This window comes from Lysinibacillus sphaericus (genome assembly GCF_002982115.1).
GTDB classification, from domain to species: domain Bacteria; phylum Bacillota; class Bacilli; order Bacillales_A; family Planococcaceae; genus Lysinibacillus; species Lysinibacillus sphaericus.
Genome location: NZ_CP019980.1, coordinates 4,381,349 through 4,398,320 on the forward strand (window position 1 = coordinate 4,381,349; position 16,972 = coordinate 4,398,320).

Sequence of the window (16,972 nt, forward strand, 5' to 3'; positions counted from 1 at the left end):
GGAGGAATGAACATGAAAAAACTACTTTACATGTTAGTACTATTCACGCTATTGTTATCAGCCTGTGGAAAGAATGCAGAACCGAAGGAAGCAGCAGTGAATCAAGAGACATCTGTTAAAGATATTGTGGGCGCAACCGTTAAAAATAAATTTACTGTAGAAGAAACGAAAGGTATTGTTACTATTTCGATTCAGGATACAGATGTCAGAGAAGGTTCAAAAAACCAAATGCTAAAAGATTCAGGGAAAATATTTGCAGAGATGTCGAAACTAAAAAGCGTGAAAACACCTTCGATTATTTGGTATGCCCCATTAACAGGTGCTAATAGCAATGAAGAAATGACCGAAGTATTAAGCATTTATTTTAATGAAAAAGATTTTAGAACTGTCAATTGGGCCGACTATTCTCGATTAAATATAGAATCCATTGCTACTGAATATAGGGAAAACCAAGCATTAGGAGATTAAGCATTCAGAAGCGAGTGCAAAATGGAAAAAGTGTAAGATTGACTGCCATCAATCTTACACTTTTTTGCTCTGTTATTGTTTTTCGCTATGGCAATTGCTCCAAAGAGTACTTCTATGCCCGTACTCGCTTGCGTGCAGTATGCCTGCGTCTATTTTTATGCGTCAATCTATGTAATGATTGCGTCGCTTCATTGGCCTCTCAACCGCTTCAGACCTCTAGACAATCAAAACATTCATTTATATGCCCATTGTATTCATTAATACAATACGCCAGCCATCCGGATCTTCAATTGTTACACCTTTTTCAGCCCAATAAAGATTTTCAGGCTCTACTTCTGGATACCCCATCTGCGCCAAACGTTGCGCAATTCGTTGGATTGTTTCAATATTTGGCATATACAACACTAGAAGATTATCTTTTGTCGGTGCTGGACACGGGCTCCCCTCAATATGCTCGGTAAACTCCAAATGATAATTAGCATTTGGCAGGCCAATCATAATGCCATCGTAGCCTTGATGGCCTGAAAAAGAACCTATTTTTTCTAATCCTACCCCTTCACAATAAAATCTTTCTATTGCTGCTAATTGATTTGTAGGTCTTGCAACACGAACTTGTACAACTTCCTTTGTCCAATCTTTCATTGCCATCTCCCCTTTCAGGACCATTATATACTGGAAAAACTTGAGAGTAGAACGGTCAATAGTCTGAGATTTTAGCCGATTGCCAGATTATATTTGCTTTTTGTAATGGTGATTCCTTTTCTAAGTAATATTGTTCTGCCATCCAATATCTCTGTTTATACTTCTTCAATATTGCTAATTCATCGCCTATATACGAATCACGCTTTAGTACTCTTTCTTTCCTAATCTCTAAAGAGCATTCTAAAAAAACCGTATAATCATAAAATTGTTCCCACTCATGGCGCTGGAGAAAGACTCCTTCTATTAATAAAATACTATTTGGTGGAAATACGCTTTGCATATTTATGATAGTATTCGTTTCCCGATTATAAAAAGGAAGCGTTAGCTCCTGATAATCTTTATGTATTTTGGTAAAGCAATATTTTATGTACGCTATATCCCATTGTAAGTAATAATATTCGTACCATTCTTCATAACCCGTATTATAGCGTTTTTCGCTTTCTACAATGTAATCGTCAATATGTAACACATGAATCGTACATGCATTTTCTAGCATGCTCACTAACTCTTTGACAAAGGTCGTTTTTCCTGCCCCACCTAATCCGTCAATGGCAACAATAAATGGCCTTGCTCCTCGATCCGAACTGCAATATTGTTTCATTATTTCGTTTGTAACCTGCTGTAGGCAAAGCAATTCTTCACTCTCCTTAAAATTCAAATAACCAGCTTACCTTCACAAGGTAAACTGGTCTCTTATTAATTAATGGGATAAAGCAACATTAAATGAAGCAGCCGTTTTCGCTTTTACCTCTTCCAATGTCACACCCTCTGCTAATTCGATGAGTTGCATGCCTGCATCTGTAAAATCGAATACAGCCAAGTCCGTTATTAATCTGTGCACGACACCTTTGCCTGTTAACGGTAGCTCACACTGCTTTTTAATTTTTGATTCTCCATTTTTATTGACATGCTCCATCACCACGATAACTCTTTTCGCGCCGACAACAAGGTCCATAGCACCGCCCATGCCTTTAATCATTTTTCCTGGAATCATCCAATTCGCTAGATCCCCAGTTTCCGAAACTTCCATACCACCTAAAATTGCAAGATCAATATGCCCCCCACGTATCATGGCAAAGGAATCAGCGCTATCAAAAAAGGATGCGCCTGGCACGGCTGTCACCGTTTCCTTCCCTGCATTAATGAGGTCAGGGTCTACCATACTCTCCTCTGGATAAGGGCCAATGCCAAGAAGGCCATTTTCAGATTGTAATAACACATCGTAGTCAGCAGGAATAGCATTGGCAATAAGTGTTGGGATACCAATACCTAAATTGACATTCATACCATTTTCAATTTCTTGCACTGCTCTATTCACTATTCTATGTCTTGTATCCACCATCATGCTTCCTCCTTTTTCACTGTCAAACGCTCAATACGTTTTTCATATTTGTCACCGAGTAAGACACGTTGCACAAAGACACCTGGTGTGTGGATATGATCTGGATCTAGTTCGCCCACTTCCACAATTTCTTCTACTTCTGCAATTGTAATTTTGCCAGCCATTGCTGCTAACGGATTAAAATTACGTGATGTTTTTCTATAAATTAAGTTGCCTAGCTTGTCTGCTTTCCATGCTTTGACAAGCGCAAAATCTGCAACAATCCCTTGTTCTAAAATATATTCTTTGCCATCGAAAACCTTTACTTCCTTGCCCTCCGCAATAGGCGTGCCAACCCCTGTCGCTGTATAAAATCCTGGAATACCCGCTCCACCAGCTCGTAGCCGCTCAGCTAACGTTCCTTGTGGCGCGAGCTCTACTTCTAACTCGCCGTTTAAAAACTGCTGTTCGAAAATTTTATTTTCGCCAACATAGGAAGCAATGATTTTTTTTATTTGTTTATTAGCTAGTAATAATCCTAATCCCCAATTATCCACTCCGCAATTATTGCTTACAACGGTTAAGTCTTTTGTTCCCTTTTGTTGTAATGCTGCAATTGCCTTTTCTGGAATACCACATAAACCAAATCCCCCAACTGCTAACGTAGCACCTTCCTTAATATCTGCAACGGCTTCCTCAAACGAATGCCACACTTTCCCGTTCTCCATATCGAAACCCCCTAAAATTGCTCGTTTATTAAGAAAAATTCTACATCATTCTTGTTTTATAAGTAAAGGAATTAATTGGAATGTTATTTATTCTAAAATCGAATAACTGCATTGTTACAATGTTTCTTCCGATCGTATTGTCTTTAATAATTGCTTTAAAGCATAAGATTGATATGTATTTTTTTTCGTAATAACGCCAAGGCGCCACGGCATATGATAGTTCTGTAACGGTATAATTTTTACATTTTGATTCGTTTGCTTTGCCGCAATAGAATAAGGCAACAGCGTTACACCCAAATTTGAAGACACTAACTCCACGATTAAATCCCATTGTGAGCTTTTGTATCCGATAATCGGCGTAAATCCAGCACTTTTACAGGATTTAATCACATAATCATGCAACGTAAATTCCTCTGTAAAAATAATAAACGATTCATTTTTTAAATCTTGTAATAAAATAGTATCCTGTTGCGCTAAAGGATGCTGTTCATTTATATAGACAAAAAACTGATCTTCCACAAAAGATTGCACAACAAATTTTCGCTCGTCGGTAGGTAAAACGACAATCCCCATATCCACTTCACCATTTTCCACTAAAGTGCCTATTAACTTCGCTCCACGTTCCACTAGCTCTAAATGAACATTTGGATATTGCTGATGAAACTTACGAGCAATTTCTGGGAAAAACAACGTGCCTATCAGTGGTGGAATACCTAATTTTATAGTTCCTGTTTTAATATTTAACAAGTCATCTAGCAATATATGCAAATCATGGACTGAGCGCATAATTTTTTGTCCTTGCTTATATACAATATGTCCTGCATCCGTTAACTCTACATGTCGTGTGGACCGATTCAATAACTCGACGTGAAGATTATCCTCTAATTTTTTTATGCTCTTACTTAATGAGGGCTGGGATACAAAGGACTCACTTGCTGCTTTTGTAAAACTTCCATATTCCACCACATCCATAAATGCCTTTAAATCACGTAATTCCATTTAATGACCCCTTATTTATTCTTATTTGTTATAAAAAAAATTCTAAAAGTGTTTATTAGTAATAAATTCTACTCCTTATCTTTTAATCCTTCTTGCAAAACGTAACGGGAATAAATTCAAGAATGATAAGGTTTTCTTATATGTTCGATAATATTTAAATAGCTAATTTCAGAAGAGCTGTTCCAATTCTTTATTTCTATTTTACGTTTCATTTACTGTCTTTCATACCATTTTTATCTTTATTTACAAGCCACCCTATGTAATATTAGGAATAAGGGATGGTAGAAATAAAAGGGGGTTTACTAGATTGAAAACGTTAACAAAACTATCGAATGCTATTATGGAAAAGTATTTGCCTGACCCATACATATTTGTCACTATACTCACAGTACTAGTGTTATTATTAGGGGTCACACTAACAGATTCCTCTCCATTAGATATGGTTACTTACTGGGGAGACGGCTTTTGGGAGTTATTATCCTTTACTATGCAAATGGTCATTGTTTTAGCTGCTGGACATATTTTAGCGAATAGCCCTGTCTTTAAAAAAGGCTTATCAGCAGTCGCTAGTAAAATTAAAACGCCAAGCATGGCAATTATAATTGTGACATTTATTTCATTAATTGCTTGCTGGATTAACTGGGGATTCGGACTAGTCATAGGGGCACTTTTTGCAAAAGAAATTGCACGTCATGTTAAAAAAGTGGACTATCGTTTATTAATTGCCAGTGCTTATTCAGGATTTGTTATTTGGCACGGAGGTTTAGCAGGTTCCGTTCCATTATCAATTGCAACGGAGGGGCATCCTTTTGCAAATATTATGGGTGTAATCCCAACAGACGTTACACTTTTCTCTACATACAACTTATTTATTGTCATTGTCATTGTTCTGACATTGCCATTATTTAACCGTTGGATGATGCCAAAGGAAGAGGATGTCGTAGAAATTGAACCTTCTTTATTAATTGAGGAAAAAATAGAGCTGCCAAAAGCTGAAAATCATTTTGCAAGCCGTTCAGAGCGCAGCTACATTCTAACAATATTAATTGGTCTTATCGGTGTTATTTATTTAATTCAGCATTTTATTACAAAAGGCTTTGTTTTAAATTTAAATGTTGTAAATACGATTTTTATTGTACTGGGAATTATTTTTCATGGTACACCGCAGCGTTTTCTTGCCGCTGCACAAGATGCAATTAAAACAACAACAGGTATAGTATTCCAATTCCCTTTTTACGCCGGTATTATGGGGATGATGACCGCTTCTGGCTTAGCGGCGGTATTTTCTGAATGGTTTGTCAACATTTCAAACGACCATACTTTCTATTTATTCACATTTTTCTCTGCGGGGCTTGTCAACTTTTTTGTACCTTCTGGCGGTGGCCAATGGACGGTTCAAGCACCCATTATGTTAGATGCTGCAACGACTCTAGGTGCGGATTATGCCAAAACGGCTATGGCTATCGCTTGGGGAGATGCTTGGACAAATATGATTCAGCCATTTTGGGCCCTCCCAGCACTCGCAATTGCAGGTTTAAAGGCAAAAGATATTATGGGATTCTGTTTATTTATCCTAATCTTTACAGGAATTATCATTAGTATCGGACTGTACTTCTTCTAGTTACTATTGAATTTTTTAGAACCTCACAAAGAGCGTTAATACCGTTCTTGTGGGGTTTTTTGGTTTAGTTTAAGACCTAAGTAACCATTTTATTTTTTATAATGTCGATATATTAGACTAGTTGAGAGTTTTTTGAGAGTTTCATTTCCTATAATCAAATAAGAAATTTGTCATAATTTATCAAAGATTGGAGATAGCACAGATGTTGAAGCAATTGCTTGAAAATCGTACCGTTAATTTGGATTATATGGGTTTCTCATTTCAGCACCACGTATATGAACTACAAAATTGTGTAGAAGTATTAGGAATTGAAGCGAAGTGGCTACAAGTTGAAAATAATCAAATTGCAGTGGCTTATATGGACGATAATAGTATTTTTATAAAAAGTATGCACTATGGGAAAACAATGATGAAGTTAACAGATGGTATTCATGAAGCAAATGTACATCTATCTGTTTTACCTTCAGGAGAGATAAATGTAGAAGTTAAGCCTTACATAGGAAATGCTAATATTGTATCTGTTTATTTCCGAGCAATTTTAGCAGATACTGCGATTGCCATTGATTTAAAAGGGGCACTCAAAAATTTCCTCATTGCTAATCGGTTTATGAACGATGGGGACAGTATTTTGGAAGTACACTATCAATCCATGCATCCCAATGTCTTAAAAGATTCTTATGCAGGTAATTTTGTATTAGGTTGTCATCCTATGGGAGGTTCCATTACAAATTGTAATGAATATGCTTTGGCTAATCGCATAGCCAATTTAAAATTTACAAAAATCGTTATTTTACAAGATGGCGCCCACAAAATTATTGCCTTAAAAATGTTATTATCTTTCGTCATTAGCAATCGAATTTTCGTTAATAATGAGCTATCAATGGACTCTCATCTGCCGTTGTTTTAATTATGCTGGGCTTAATTGCTTCTGTTAGGATGTTCATTATTACTGTTAAAAAGACAAATAGTCTTCAGCGACGTGTAGCTGTCAATTGCAGCATGTACAGAAAATGATTTGCGTGCAGCCCCTCTCTCTATACAGAGGGAACGTCATTATAGCTACACCTATGTTCTATCAAATTATATAAAAAGGAATTTTTTTGATGCTGATTTTTTTAATACTGTTTTGTGTCGTAATCATAGGAAGCTATTTGATACGGAAAACGCTGCATATTAGAAAGTGCCGAAAGGAAAAGAAAAAGGTTATGGAGGAACGGCTTAAGCACCTTATTTTTACGAACACTAAGCAGCCACAAAAATAATTTTAACGTACTTTGTTATAAGCAAATATTTTTAAATACGAGCTATACTTTTTATTTCATTTCTCATTAGTTTAGTGTTAAACTATCTATTGTTATTTAAATGAAGTTATATTGAATATGATTTATTTTTATCTGTCAATATTCTGTTTATCACTCATTCTAGGAGGAGTTATGTATGAAACGTGTGGAAAATAAAGTAGCGCTTGTTACTGGCGGCGCGTCAGGCATCGGTTTATCCGCAGCAACTTTGTTAGCGAAAGAAGGAGCAAAAGTTGTTATTGCTGATTTTAATATTGAAGGAGCAAAAGAAGTTGCAGCTTCTTTAGTAAAAGAAGGTTATGAAGCATCCGCAGTGTTCTTAGATGCAGGCGATGCTCAATCTATTGAAGATGCAGTAGAGTTTACGGTTGCACAATACGGTACTATTACCGTTCTATTTAATAATGTTGGTTTAACAAACTTACAAAAAGATTTAGATGTTGTAAATATCGATTTAGATGAGTGGGATCGTCTAGTAAATGTAAACTTAAAATCAGTTTTACTAGGTAGCCGCTTCGCTATTCCTCATATGCAAAAAGCTGGTGGTGGTTCTATCATTAACACAGCTTCTATGGGCGCATTTGCAAGTGACCAAATACGTACAGCTTATGGTACGACAAAAGCTGGCGTCGTTCACTTAACTAAATACATTGCCACTCAATACGGTAAAGATAAAATCCGTTGTAATGCGATAGCACCAGGGTTAATTTTAACACCTGCAGCTAAAAACAACTTACCACAGGATTTACTAGATATTTTCACAAAATACAACGCCCTACCATACAATGGTGAAGCTGATGATATCGGCTACGCAGTAGTGTATTTAGCATCTGACGAATCGAAATTTATGACTGGTCAAACACTTCAAATCGAAGGTGGCCATTACATGGCAAATCCAACTATTGCAGATACAAATATTTGGGCTGCAAATCTACAAAAATAATTACCTTTTAAACTGATTGAACTAGCTTAAAATTGCTATTCGTGTTCAAATTTATCGATATTTATATCCTTGTTGTCTCAGGCTGTAGATCCATTCCGAAATCCGGAATTGTCTACAGCCTGTTTTAATTGTTTGAGTGCCTGAAATTGTTTGAGTGCCTGACACCTAACCCTTTTCTAATGCTAATTTAATGCCGAAGCCAATTAAAACGGTTCCTGTTAGGCCTTCGATTACTGCCTTTGTCATAGGCTTCTTCATAAAAGCACTAATTTTATCTAATAAATAGACATAGAAAACAAACCATAAAGCGGTTAAAGCAGTATAAATAAGCCCCATTAGTAGAAATGGAAAAAATGTACTGTTAGAACCGTCTACAAATTGCGGTAAGAACGTTAAAAAAAAGACTGCTACTTTTGGATTTGTAACATTGGTTAAGAAGCCTTGTTTAAAGCAAGATTGATGCGCATATTTGTTGTCAATTTGCGTTTCTTCATCGACAACGGATGACTGCACGGGCATCTTTTTTAACGTCCATAACGTCTTGGCACCTAAGTAACATAAATACACTGCTCCGACGTATTTTAAAATCGCAAATAGATAGGCTGATTTTACAATTATCGCTGATAGACCAATAACTGCCGCTAATGTATGAATAAATAATCCACAGCAAGAGCCTATAATCGTTTGTAAGCCTCCTCTTTTATTGATTGTTAATGTATTTTTTGTCGCAATAGCTGTATCAGGTCCAGGCAAAATAATTAACAAAATACACATCAGTAAAAACATCGGTATATTTTCCATGCTAACCCCCCATTCGTCTGAAAATTATAAAAATAATTCTATCATACGTAATCTGCTTGAAAAAGGGGCGGACTTCAAAATCTGTTACATTCTAATTATTTGACATATAACCATTAGGTGTTATATATTCATAACACCTAATGGTTATATTTTTAAAATAGAGGAGACTATATGATGTCAGAGCAACTGCAAAATATTGTGAAAACTGTTACGTTCAACGCGCCAATCGAGAAGGTTTGGGACACTGTTACAGATGCTAAAAAACTAGGTTCTTGGTTTATGCCCAATGATTTTAAACCAATAGAAGGGCATGCATTTACACTCCAATCACCCTTTGGCCCATCGCCCTGTAAAGTTGAAAAAGTAGATGCACCACATTTTGTCCGTTTTGCATGGGATACTGATGGGTGGTTTGTTACATTTGAGTTAAAACAATCTGGAGAGCAAACAGTATTTACATTAACTCATGGTGGCTGGAAAGAAGCATCTCATCTAATTCCAAAAGCAAACATGCCTGCTGACGCTGTTCGTCAAAATATGGACAATGGTTGGTCGATGCTTGTTGGCAAAAAATTAAAAGAGACTGTGGAAACTGCATGACGCAGCTTGCAAACAAGGTTGATGTTTTTCAAGCAATTGCTGACCCGACAAGACGTCATGTACTACAACTATTAGCATCAAGCGATAAACCCATTGCACTAATTGCTGACCACTTTACAATTAGTAGAACTGCTGTCGTCAAGCATTTGCACGTTTTAGAACAAGCCGAGCTAGTATCCGCCCAAAAGAAAGGGCGCGAAAAAATTTACACGTTACACACTGATCGGTTAAAAGAGATTGAAGACTGGTTACAATATTTTGACTTGTTTTGGAATAATAAATTGGCGCAGTTGCAACATATTATTGATAACGACGAATAGCGCAAAACTTAAGCCGCTGGGACAAAAGAGAAAAGGTGTTAGATTGATGGCAGTCAATCTAACACCTTTTTTGCTGCGCCGTTGTTGTCCGCTTCGGCGGTGCTTTCCGCTCAGCACAGTAAGCCGTAACCCTCGCTAACGCGCAAAAATGCCAACGTCTTACGCTGTGTGCGTTCTGAGCAGGAGTCACCCCTTCGCTACCAACAACTAGTGAACCCTTCTAATTTTTTTTATTGCAAAAGCAAGAATAGATAAGGTCTCCATATAGCAATACCTTTCCTCTGTTCCTTAAACTTTTTTAGTTAAGTCCCAGCCTCTTACATGTTTTTATCTCATATAAAATAATCCACCATTCACAATTTCAATTTTAATTTTTGCATCATATTGTTCTTCTAATGCTTTTTTCTCAACCTCATAACACTCCGGCTTTTCCTCTACATCTTCATAAAAGTAGTCTAAAACACGCTGGTCTCGTTGCCATCTCTTTTTTGCTTGTTCAGCCCATGTATGGTCATCCTGTTGAATAATTGCATCGATTGCTTTATCCAAGCGTTGAAGTGCACGTTCTGGCTTAATAATATGTTGTACATAAAATGCGTTTTCAGACTGTGTGCTGTCCCAATCGATGCTATTTATTGCTTCATGGAAATTATTATTTATCGTTCCTGTCAGTAAGTTAATACCAAAAGAGTACAGCATTTCTTTCGTTCGATCGCAACAATACGACACTTTATAATTTACGCCAAGCCATGGGGTAAGCAATACTTGCCCTATCTCTGCATCCACTTTTTGAAACATTTGAACAAAGGCTCCAAGCTCTCTTGTTGCTTGAAATATTTGATTGAGCCTGGGTGAGCCAAAATGGACAACTTCCCCGATTACCTTTCCTGACATTGCATTTTGCTCTGTAATAAAGGTAACTTGTGCAGGGTTAGGTTCGCCATTGGTTGCTTCTACATATTGCCAGTAAAAAGGGCGGTTCATAATTCTTTTATCCATAGCAATCGTTAATTGTACTGTTAAATAATGCTCATCCTCAAAGATCATATCACATTCATTTTCTAAGAAAAATTGTCGTAAATAATTATGAACTTGTTGTGGATACATGCCCTCTCCCCTTACAATAATTTCATTCACTTAGGCTTTCATTCCCGCCGAAAATGAAGTACATCTTGGACATTCAAACTTCATTAGCAACAATGCACTTCTACCAAAGCAAATTTAGACGGTTTTTTTGAAATTCGTTAAAATGGCATCTAGGTCGCCAACTACCTTTTCAAACACATCAATTTTTGTATGCAGCAATGCTAAAATATCTATTTCAATCGTATCTTCTACTGCAAGATTATAAATATGAACGTCATGTTCTTGACCTAGACGATGCACACGACCTATGCGTTGTTCCAGCTTCATTGGATTCCAAGGCAAATCGTAATTAATTACGTGATGGCAAAATTGAAGGTTAATCCCCTCTCCCCCTGCCTCAGTTGCAATCAGCACTTGCGCTTTTTCCTTAAATACGTGTTTCATGTAATCCCGCTTGTTTTTATTGAACTTACCATTAAATAAAACACTCGTAATACCGTGTGAGTGTAAATACCACTGCAAGTAAATTTGCGTTGCACGATACTCTGTAAAAATAATGACTTTATCTTTCGCTTGTTCAATAATCTCAAGCGTTTTTTGGGCCTTCGAGTTGACTTCTAACGCCATAACTTTTGCTAGAATTTCTTCTAACGCTTCACGTTCAGCACTGTTTTCAAGCATTTTAGATAATGTAAGTGCAGTCGCCTCTTTACTGCTGCACATTTCCTTTTGCAACGTAATTAATGAAAAGGAGGCTGTAGATGTTAGCGTACCAAGCAGGTGATACACTTCCATTTCTTCAGGGCTAAAGTGAATTGGCACAATTTGAACACGTCTATTGGTCCACTCAATGCCTGTATCCTCTCTTCGATTTCTTACCATCACTTGATTGACTAATTCTTTTAAATAGTCATCATGCTGTAAATCGTGCTTGCTTGCAGAAAATGCAGACTGGAACGTTTCATAATTACCAAGATGACCTGGTTTTAGTAGCGAAATAAGATAATAAAGTTCAAAAACATCATTTTGAATAGGAGTTGCCGTTAGTAATAAGCAAAACTTCTTCTTTAATCCTTGTACGAAATCGTATATTTGGGTTTTATGATTTTTTAATTTATGCGCCTCGTCAATAATAATCATGTCATAATCTTGCGCATAAATAAGTTCTTTATGTGGGCTTTTTTTGGCGGTATCCATGCTCATAATAACAATATCGTAACGCTCAATTGGGCAATTTTTTTTATACGCCATTGCGGGAATGTGGAATTTTTGATTCAATTCTTCTATCCATTGGTTAATCAGAGATGCTGGTGCTAAAATTAAAGCCTTTTTTACAAGCCCTCGTATCAAATATTCCTTTAAAATAAGACCTGCTTCAATCGTTTTACCAAGTCCCACCTCGTCTGCTAATATCGCTTTCCCATTCATACGTTCAATAACGGTTTGCGCTGCTTCTAATTGATGGGCAAGTGGTGTTAGTTTGGGCAAAAATTTAGGTGCTTGTAAACCAGTAAATTCCGGAATTAAATTCATTTTCACAATTTCATAGTTCATTTTGTACAAAGTCCAACTATGCCATTTTTCAGCATTATTTAGCCTATTTAAAAAGCCTTCTTGCCAATCGGACGACCTCTCCACTATCATGATCATCACCTCATGCTATTATTTCTAAATTAGGTTGTCCAAAAAAGAAAAAGCTATGACCATTATTTATAGGAATATCTCAGTAAGTAAGACAATCTTTTAATCGAATAAAACCAACCCTATTTTCTAGTCTTCGTAAAAAATACATATTTCCTTTGATTTTTAGTTCTATTTTTAAATTTTTCAAAATAAATTTACATTTATAGGATTATTTAATATTCTTTAGTAGAAATAAGCACACAACTTTTCACTAGATTTTAGTAATTGCTTTGAAAGACGGAAATTTTTGCTAGAATAACAAAAATACAAATGTTGAGGAGAGGGTTCCATGTCAACTAATAGTCTTTATCAAAAAAATTATTTTAATCGTTTAGGTGAATTCGCTAACCTTTCACCTGAATCGTTTCATGCCTTTGTTAAATTCGATACACTCGCTTTAAAGGAAGGGAAATTATCAGCTAAATTAAAAGAGTTAATCGCCATTGCTGTGGCTCATACGACAGGTTGTCCCTATTGCATTGAATTGCATATTACACAGGCTAAACAAAAAAATGCTTCAAAAGAAGAGGCTAGTGAAGCTATTATGATTGCTACCGCACTCAAGGCGGGTTCTGCTCTAGCCCACGGGGTCAATGCCTTAAACGCCTATGATGGCAATACGGATGAGGAACTATATAAAGAACAGTATTTTTTACGAATTAAAGAATTTTCTACTCTACATTCTAGCGCCTTTAACGCTTTTATTGACTTTGATACAAAAACAATGAAGGACGGGCTATTAACAGGATATGAAAAAGAACTCATTGCTATTGCTGTTGCCCATACTACAGGCTGCCCTTATTGCATTTCTCTACATGTCCAAGCAGCAAAAAAATTAGGCGTTTCCAAAGAGGAAATTGCTGAGTCTATTATGGTTGCTACTGCATTAAAGGCGGGTTCTGCTTTAGCCCATGGTGTCAATGCCTTAAACGCCTACGATCAAGTAGCCCTTCTTACGTAAAATATTTAGACTGTTTGTTAAAAGAGCAAGAGTGTTAGATTGACCGCAATCAATCTAACACTTTTTTTGCGGTAATCGTTATTATTCGCTAAGGTAACTCGCTTATAAATTCAATGTTTTTTATTAAATGTACGCTTTAAATACTTTTTGTTACACTATTGGAAAAAGAGGTTACTATGAAAAGAAAAAAAATCTTTATTCTACATGAAATTTACGGTGTAAATGATTTTATAAAAGATCAAGGACAAACATATAGTGATTCAAATACAAACGTAGAATGTATTTCTCTGTATTCCAACGGCAAAGTATTTTCATATAGTCAGGAAAAGGAAGCTTATCAATATTTCACGCAAGAAATCGGCTTTGATCGCCCACTTGAACGACTAACACTTCTTCTATTGGAAGCAAAAGTACAATATGATGAAGTGGTTTTAATCGGATTTAGCGTCGGTGCAACATTGGCATGGAGACTCTCTAACTTACCAATTCATCGTATTATTTGTATTTATGGCTCAAGAATACGTCAATACTTAGACGTCCATCCTACATGTCCAACATTGGTCATTTTACCTAGTCATGAAAAAAGCTTTGATGTGAATGAATTGAAAAAGGCAATAGAGCGATTGCCGTTTGTACAAACTGCTCAATTAAGTGGGAAGCATGGTTTTATGGACTACAACAATTCAAACTATTGCGACAATAGTTATTTACAGGCGCAATCTGTCATTCATTATTTTTTACATAAGGAACAGCTATAAGGAGTGCTTAGCATGAACCAAAATAAATATATTGAAATCGAACCTTATATTGAATCAGGAAATATTATTTATCCAAGCTTTCAATTTCCACTGCAACCAGACTGTATTATTGGCATTTATACTGACGTTGCTAAAATAAAGCCATTAATGGAATGGTTTTTAAAACAACCTAATTGTTATACTTGTTTGCGAGAAAGTGCTTTATATGAGCGCCTGACAGTGATGGAGTATATTCAATTTTGTTTGAAGCTTTATACAATTCCCTTGCACAATAAAGACGAAATTTTAAAGCTTTTAACACTTACCGAACACAAAAACAAAAAAATCAATAAACTTCAAAACGGTGAAAAGCAACGTTTAAAACTGCTTCATACATATCTTAATTCAGCACAAATTCAAGTAATCGAGGAACCATTTCAAAATCTAGATGAATTTTCAAAGCATAGCGTACAACAATTACTTACCGCTCTACAAAAAAAAGAAAAAACCATTATTTTACTTTCAAATAATTTGGAAGACTTGATTATTTCGAGTGGGGAAATATATAGATTAGATGCATTAGGTTTACATGCACTGGATGTAGAAGAGGATGAAATTGAAACAGTTTCCACACCAATCGACAATGCACCTATCCGCTTTGATAAAATCCCAACAAAGAAAAATGACAAAATCATTTTATTTAACCCACCAGAAATAGATTATATTGAAAGTGTGGAAGGCGTTGTAAGCGTATATGTTGCAAATGAAGCCTATCCTTGCACACTATCTCTTAATGACTTAGAACAGAAATTGACACCATTCGGCTTTTTTAGAAGTCATCGTTCTTATATCGTTAACCTCCAAAAGGTGCGTGAAATCATTACTTGGACCCGCAATAGCTACAGTCTTGCGTTAAATAGCAATGAAAAAACGGTTGTCCCTTTGTCGAAAAATAAACTTGCGGATTTAAAAGAAATACTCGGAATATAGTAGATTTCCCAGGAAATAAACGACTCCTGTCAGCTTAATATTTCTCCCTTGAAGGTCATTTTTCCGCCTTTCACCTGTAATTTAATGTCTACTTCTCCATCACACTGTAAAGTTAGGTTAACAACAACCACAGGAGGTTTACACATGGAGACAGTTATTGATGTACAACATTTAAATAAGGTGTTTAATAGGGAAACTGCGTTACAGGATGTTTCTTTCACGATTAAAAAGGGTGAAATATTCGGTTTTCTTGGCCCAAGTGGCTCGGGCAAAACGACGACTATTAAAATTTTAACTGCACAAACAGAAAAAACTGCAGGTGACGTTTCATTATTTAATCGCCCTGTTAGTGAAATGAAGAGCAGTCAAAATCGTCAACGCTTTGGCATTTTAACTGATAATAGTGGACTGTATACGCGACTTTCAATCGAGGAGAATTTATTACTCTATAGTAGTTTATATCAATTGCCAACTTCAGCAGTAAAAGATGCATTAGATTTTGTGAACCTTTATGCAGAACGTAAAAAGAAAATAAGTCAACTTTCTAAAGGGATGATACAGCGTGTGACATTAGCTCGTGCTATTATGCACAAGCCTGAATTATTATTTTTAGATGAGCCAACTTCAGCACTTGACCCTGTTAATACGCAACATATTTACAATGGTTTACGCAAGCTAAATGAGCTCGGGACAACAATCTTTTTAACAACACATGATATGAGTGAAGCAGAAATACTTTGTGATCGAGTTGCCTTTTTACATCAAGGTAAAATACGTGCGATTGGTTCACCAAAGCAATTAAAAAAAGAATTTGGAGATGAAACCATTACGGTCGAATTAACAAATGGTCACTACGAAACGATTCAAAATGGCGAACAGGATGCACAAAAACTATATGATTGGATGCAATCGAATGCAGTTGCACGTCTATACACAAACGAGCCAACTTTAGGAGATATTTTTATGCAAATAACAGGGAGTGATTTAATATGAACATGTCATTTACACGTATTCAAGCAATTTTTATGAAAGACTACAAGGAATTCTCACGAAATTATGCAGTATCTGTTATGGTTTTTTTACCCCTTATATTAGCGTTTGCTTACAACAAGATTGGCACGAGCAGTATTGATGCATACTTTTTACCAATCAACTTAGTATTCGCAGTTGTAACTGCCTATGTACAATGTTGTTTAATAGCTGAAGAAAAAGAAAAAAATACGCTTCGAAATTTAATGCTATCCCCTGCTTCACTGGCAGATATTTTAATAGGAAAAAGCTTGTTCGTCTTTATAGTTACCATTGTTGTAGTTAGTTTGGCCATTTTCCTTGTTGGTTATGAGCCTGCCAATCTTTTAATCCTAGCAATTGCCCTATTGCTCTCTACCGTATTCTATATTGCTTTAGGAACATTATGTGGATTATTTGCCAAAACGATTATGGAAGCATCCATCATCGTGATGCCCGTGATGTTTATTTTCTCCTTCGGACCGTTTGCCCTATCACTGGCTTCTGCCTACCCAATCTTAGAATTGGCGAAATGGCTACCAAGCTCACAGCTAGTGCTATTAGCAGAAGCTTTAGAAGGTCCCTACACAATGATGGATTGTATTATTCCAATCGTTACGATTACCGTTTGGTCGTTGTTAACATGGGGAATCACAGGATTTATTTATAAAAAATTAAATTAGGTGCCAGGCACTCAAACAAT

19 protein-coding genes are annotated in these 16,972 nt (G+C 36.2%); 11 read left to right on the plus strand and 8 right to left on the minus strand.

What is annotated here, in order from left to right; translation table 11 throughout:
* The first annotated feature begins 12 nt into the window (after positions 1 to 12).
* Positions 13 to 468 (plus strand): hypothetical protein, encoded by a 456-nt coding sequence (locus LS41612_RS21420; protein ID WP_024360889.1) that lies wholly within the window; start codon positions 13 to 15, stop codon positions 466 to 468.
* Positions 469 to 705: 237 nt separating this feature from the next.
* Here LS41612_RS21420 and LS41612_RS21425 read toward each other — a convergent pair whose 3' ends face one another.
* From LS41612_RS21425 to LS41612_RS21445, 5 genes are all read right to left on the minus strand, one after another.
* Positions 706 to 1,110, minus strand: coding sequence for a VOC family protein (locus LS41612_RS21425; RefSeq protein WP_036204622.1), 405 nt, complete (start codon positions 1,108 to 1,110; stop codon positions 706 to 708).
* A 55-nt stretch (positions 1,111 to 1,165) separates the two neighbouring features.
* On the minus strand, positions 1,166 to 1,804 hold the full coding sequence (locus tag LS41612_RS21430) for a kinase (RefSeq protein ID WP_024360887.1): 639 nt from the start codon (positions 1,802 to 1,804) through the stop codon (positions 1,166 to 1,168).
* Between the two features lie 66 nt (positions 1,805 to 1,870).
* Entirely contained in the window at positions 1,871 to 2,512 is a 642-nt protein-coding gene (locus LS41612_RS21435) for a 3-oxoacid CoA-transferase subunit B (protein ID WP_024360886.1), read from the minus strand.
* Positions 2,512 to 3,219 carry a CoA transferase subunit A gene (locus tag LS41612_RS21440; RefSeq protein ID WP_024360885.1) on the minus strand — a complete coding sequence of 236 codons (708 nt, stop codon included), beginning with the start codon at positions 3,217 to 3,219 and terminating at the stop codon, positions 2,512 to 2,514. The genes LS41612_RS21435 and LS41612_RS21440 overlap by 1 nt, the downstream gene beginning before the upstream one ends.
* 114 nt (positions 3,220 to 3,333) lie before the next feature.
* Entirely contained in the window at positions 3,334 to 4,218 is an 885-nt protein-coding gene (locus LS41612_RS21445) for a LysR family transcriptional regulator (RefSeq protein WP_024360884.1), read from the minus strand.
* Between the two features lie 307 nt (positions 4,219 to 4,525).
* On the opposite strand from LS41612_RS21445, the gene LS41612_RS21450 reads away from it, so the two are divergent.
* The 3 genes from LS41612_RS21450 (at position 4,526) to LS41612_RS21460 (ending at position 8,083) form a co-directional block, all read left to right on the plus strand.
* The gene (locus LS41612_RS21450; protein WP_024360883.1) at positions 4,526 to 5,839 is read left to right on the plus strand and encodes a short-chain fatty acid transporter; all 1,314 of its coding nucleotides are present in this window, start codon (positions 4,526 to 4,528) and stop codon (positions 5,837 to 5,839) included.
* 202 nt (positions 5,840 to 6,041) lie between these two features.
* Complete coding sequence (locus tag LS41612_RS21455) at positions 6,042 to 6,746, plus strand: hypothetical protein (protein ID WP_024360882.1); 705 nt, start codon at positions 6,042 to 6,044, stop codon at positions 6,744 to 6,746.
* A 530-nt stretch (positions 6,747 to 7,276) separates the two neighbouring features.
* The gene (locus LS41612_RS21460) at positions 7,277 to 8,083 is read left to right on the plus strand and encodes an SDR family NAD(P)-dependent oxidoreductase (protein ID WP_024360881.1); all 807 of its coding nucleotides are present in this window, start codon (positions 7,277 to 7,279) and stop codon (positions 8,081 to 8,083) included.
* A gap of 165 nt (positions 8,084 to 8,248) precedes the next feature.
* Here LS41612_RS21460 and LS41612_RS21465 read toward each other — a convergent pair whose 3' ends face one another.
* Complete coding sequence (locus LS41612_RS21465; protein WP_024360880.1) at positions 8,249 to 8,884, minus strand: LysE family translocator; 636 nt, start codon at positions 8,882 to 8,884, stop codon at positions 8,249 to 8,251.
* 174 nt (positions 8,885 to 9,058) lie between these two features.
* Between LS41612_RS21465 and LS41612_RS21470 the strand changes: the two genes are divergently transcribed.
* Both LS41612_RS21470 and LS41612_RS21475 read left to right on the plus strand, forming a co-directional pair.
* Positions 9,059 to 9,484, plus strand: coding sequence for an SRPBCC family protein (locus LS41612_RS21470; protein ID WP_024360879.1), 426 nt, complete (start codon positions 9,059 to 9,061; stop codon positions 9,482 to 9,484).
* Positions 9,481 to 9,804: an ArsR/SmtB family transcription factor gene (locus tag LS41612_RS21475; protein WP_024360878.1), complete on the plus strand. Its 324-nt coding sequence runs from the start codon at positions 9,481 to 9,483 to the stop codon at positions 9,802 to 9,804. The genes LS41612_RS21470 and LS41612_RS21475 overlap by 4 nt, the downstream gene beginning before the upstream one ends.
* A 327-nt stretch (positions 9,805 to 10,131) precedes the next feature.
* Here LS41612_RS21475 and LS41612_RS21480 read toward each other — a convergent pair whose 3' ends face one another.
* Positions 10,132 to 10,911, minus strand: coding sequence for a YqhG family protein (locus LS41612_RS21480; protein WP_024360877.1), 780 nt, complete (start codon positions 10,909 to 10,911; stop codon positions 10,132 to 10,134).
* 114 nt (positions 10,912 to 11,025) lie between these two features.
* Entirely contained in the window at positions 11,026 to 12,540 is a 1,515-nt protein-coding gene (locus LS41612_RS21485; protein ID WP_029747050.1) for a DEAD/DEAH box helicase, read from the minus strand.
* Positions 12,541 to 12,862: 322 nt separating this feature from the next.
* Here LS41612_RS21485 and LS41612_RS21490 point away from each other — a divergent pair, with 322 nt between their 5' ends.
* The 5 genes from LS41612_RS21490 (at position 12,863) to LS41612_RS21510 (ending at position 16,952) form a co-directional block, all read left to right on the plus strand.
* Complete coding sequence (locus LS41612_RS21490) at positions 12,863 to 13,534, plus strand: carboxymuconolactone decarboxylase family protein (protein WP_024360875.1); 672 nt, start codon at positions 12,863 to 12,865, stop codon at positions 13,532 to 13,534.
* A 176-nt stretch (positions 13,535 to 13,710) separates the two neighbouring features.
* Positions 13,711 to 14,292, plus strand: a complete 582-nt coding sequence (locus LS41612_RS21495) for a dienelactone hydrolase family protein (RefSeq protein WP_024360874.1) — start codon at positions 13,711 to 13,713, stop codon at positions 14,290 to 14,292.
* 12 nt (positions 14,293 to 14,304) lie between these two features.
* Entirely contained in the window at positions 14,305 to 15,261 is a 957-nt protein-coding gene (locus tag LS41612_RS21500; protein WP_024360873.1) for a LytTR family transcriptional regulator DNA-binding domain-containing protein, read from the plus strand.
* Positions 15,262 to 15,405: 144 nt separating this feature from the next.
* Positions 15,406 to 16,254 (plus strand): ABC transporter ATP-binding protein, encoded by an 849-nt coding sequence (locus tag LS41612_RS21505; protein ID WP_024360872.1) that lies wholly within the window; start codon positions 15,406 to 15,408, stop codon positions 16,252 to 16,254.
* Positions 16,251 to 16,952: an ABC transporter permease gene (locus LS41612_RS21510; protein WP_024360871.1), complete on the plus strand. Its 702-nt coding sequence runs from the start codon at positions 16,251 to 16,253 to the stop codon at positions 16,950 to 16,952. The genes LS41612_RS21505 and LS41612_RS21510 overlap by 4 nt, the downstream gene beginning before the upstream one ends.
* Positions 16,953 to 16,972 lie beyond the last annotated feature (20 nt).

What these genes read in the sequence shown, in the direction of transcription:
- LS41612_RS21420 (WP_024360889.1), top strand. Translation starts at nt 13, where the DNA reads ATGAAAAAACTACTTTACATGTTAGTACTATTCACGCTATTGTTATCA.
- LS41612_RS21425 (WP_036204622.1), bottom strand. Translation starts at nt 1,110, where the DNA reads ATGAAAGATTGGACAAAGGAAGTTGTACAAGTTCGTGTTGCAAGACCT.
- LS41612_RS21435 (WP_024360886.1), bottom strand. Translation starts at nt 2,512, where the DNA reads ATGGTGGATACAAGACATAGAATAGTGAATAGAGCAGTGCAAGAAATT.
- LS41612_RS21440 (WP_024360885.1), bottom strand. Translation starts at nt 3,219, where the DNA reads ATGGAGAACGGGAAAGTGTGGCATTCGTTTGAGGAAGCCGTTGCAGAT.
- LS41612_RS21445 (WP_024360884.1), bottom strand. Translation starts at nt 4,218, where the DNA reads ATGGAATTACGTGATTTAAAGGCATTTATGGATGTGGTGGAATATGGA.
- LS41612_RS21455 (WP_024360882.1), top strand. Translation starts at nt 6,042, where the DNA reads ATGTTGAAGCAATTGCTTGAAAATCGTACCGTTAATTTGGATTATATG.
- LS41612_RS21460 (WP_024360881.1), top strand. Translation starts at nt 7,277, where the DNA reads ATGAAACGTGTGGAAAATAAAGTAGCGCTTGTTACTGGCGGCGCGTCA.
- LS41612_RS21465 (WP_024360880.1), bottom strand. Translation starts at nt 8,884, where the DNA reads ATGGAAAATATACCGATGTTTTTACTGATGTGTATTTTGTTAATTATT.
- LS41612_RS21470 (WP_024360879.1), top strand. Translation starts at nt 9,059, where the DNA reads ATGTCAGAGCAACTGCAAAATATTGTGAAAACTGTTACGTTCAACGCG.
- LS41612_RS21475 (WP_024360878.1), top strand. Translation starts at nt 9,481, where the DNA reads ATGACGCAGCTTGCAAACAAGGTTGATGTTTTTCAAGCAATTGCTGAC.
- LS41612_RS21480 (WP_024360877.1), bottom strand. Translation starts at nt 10,911, where the DNA reads ATGTATCCACAACAAGTTCATAATTATTTACGACAATTTTTCTTAGAA.
- LS41612_RS21485 (WP_029747050.1), bottom strand. Translation starts at nt 12,540, where the DNA reads ATGATCATGATAGTGGAGAGGTCGTCCGATTGGCAAGAAGGCTTTTTA.
- LS41612_RS21490 (WP_024360875.1), top strand. Translation starts at nt 12,863, where the DNA reads ATGTCAACTAATAGTCTTTATCAAAAAAATTATTTTAATCGTTTAGGT.
- LS41612_RS21495 (WP_024360874.1), top strand. Translation starts at nt 13,711, where the DNA reads ATGAAAAGAAAAAAAATCTTTATTCTACATGAAATTTACGGTGTAAAT.
- LS41612_RS21500 (WP_024360873.1), top strand. Translation starts at nt 14,305, where the DNA reads ATGAACCAAAATAAATATATTGAAATCGAACCTTATATTGAATCAGGA.
- LS41612_RS21505 (WP_024360872.1), top strand. Translation starts at nt 15,406, where the DNA reads ATGGAGACAGTTATTGATGTACAACATTTAAATAAGGTGTTTAATAGG.
- LS41612_RS21510 (WP_024360871.1), top strand. Translation starts at nt 16,251, where the DNA reads ATGAACATGTCATTTACACGTATTCAAGCAATTTTTATGAAAGACTAC.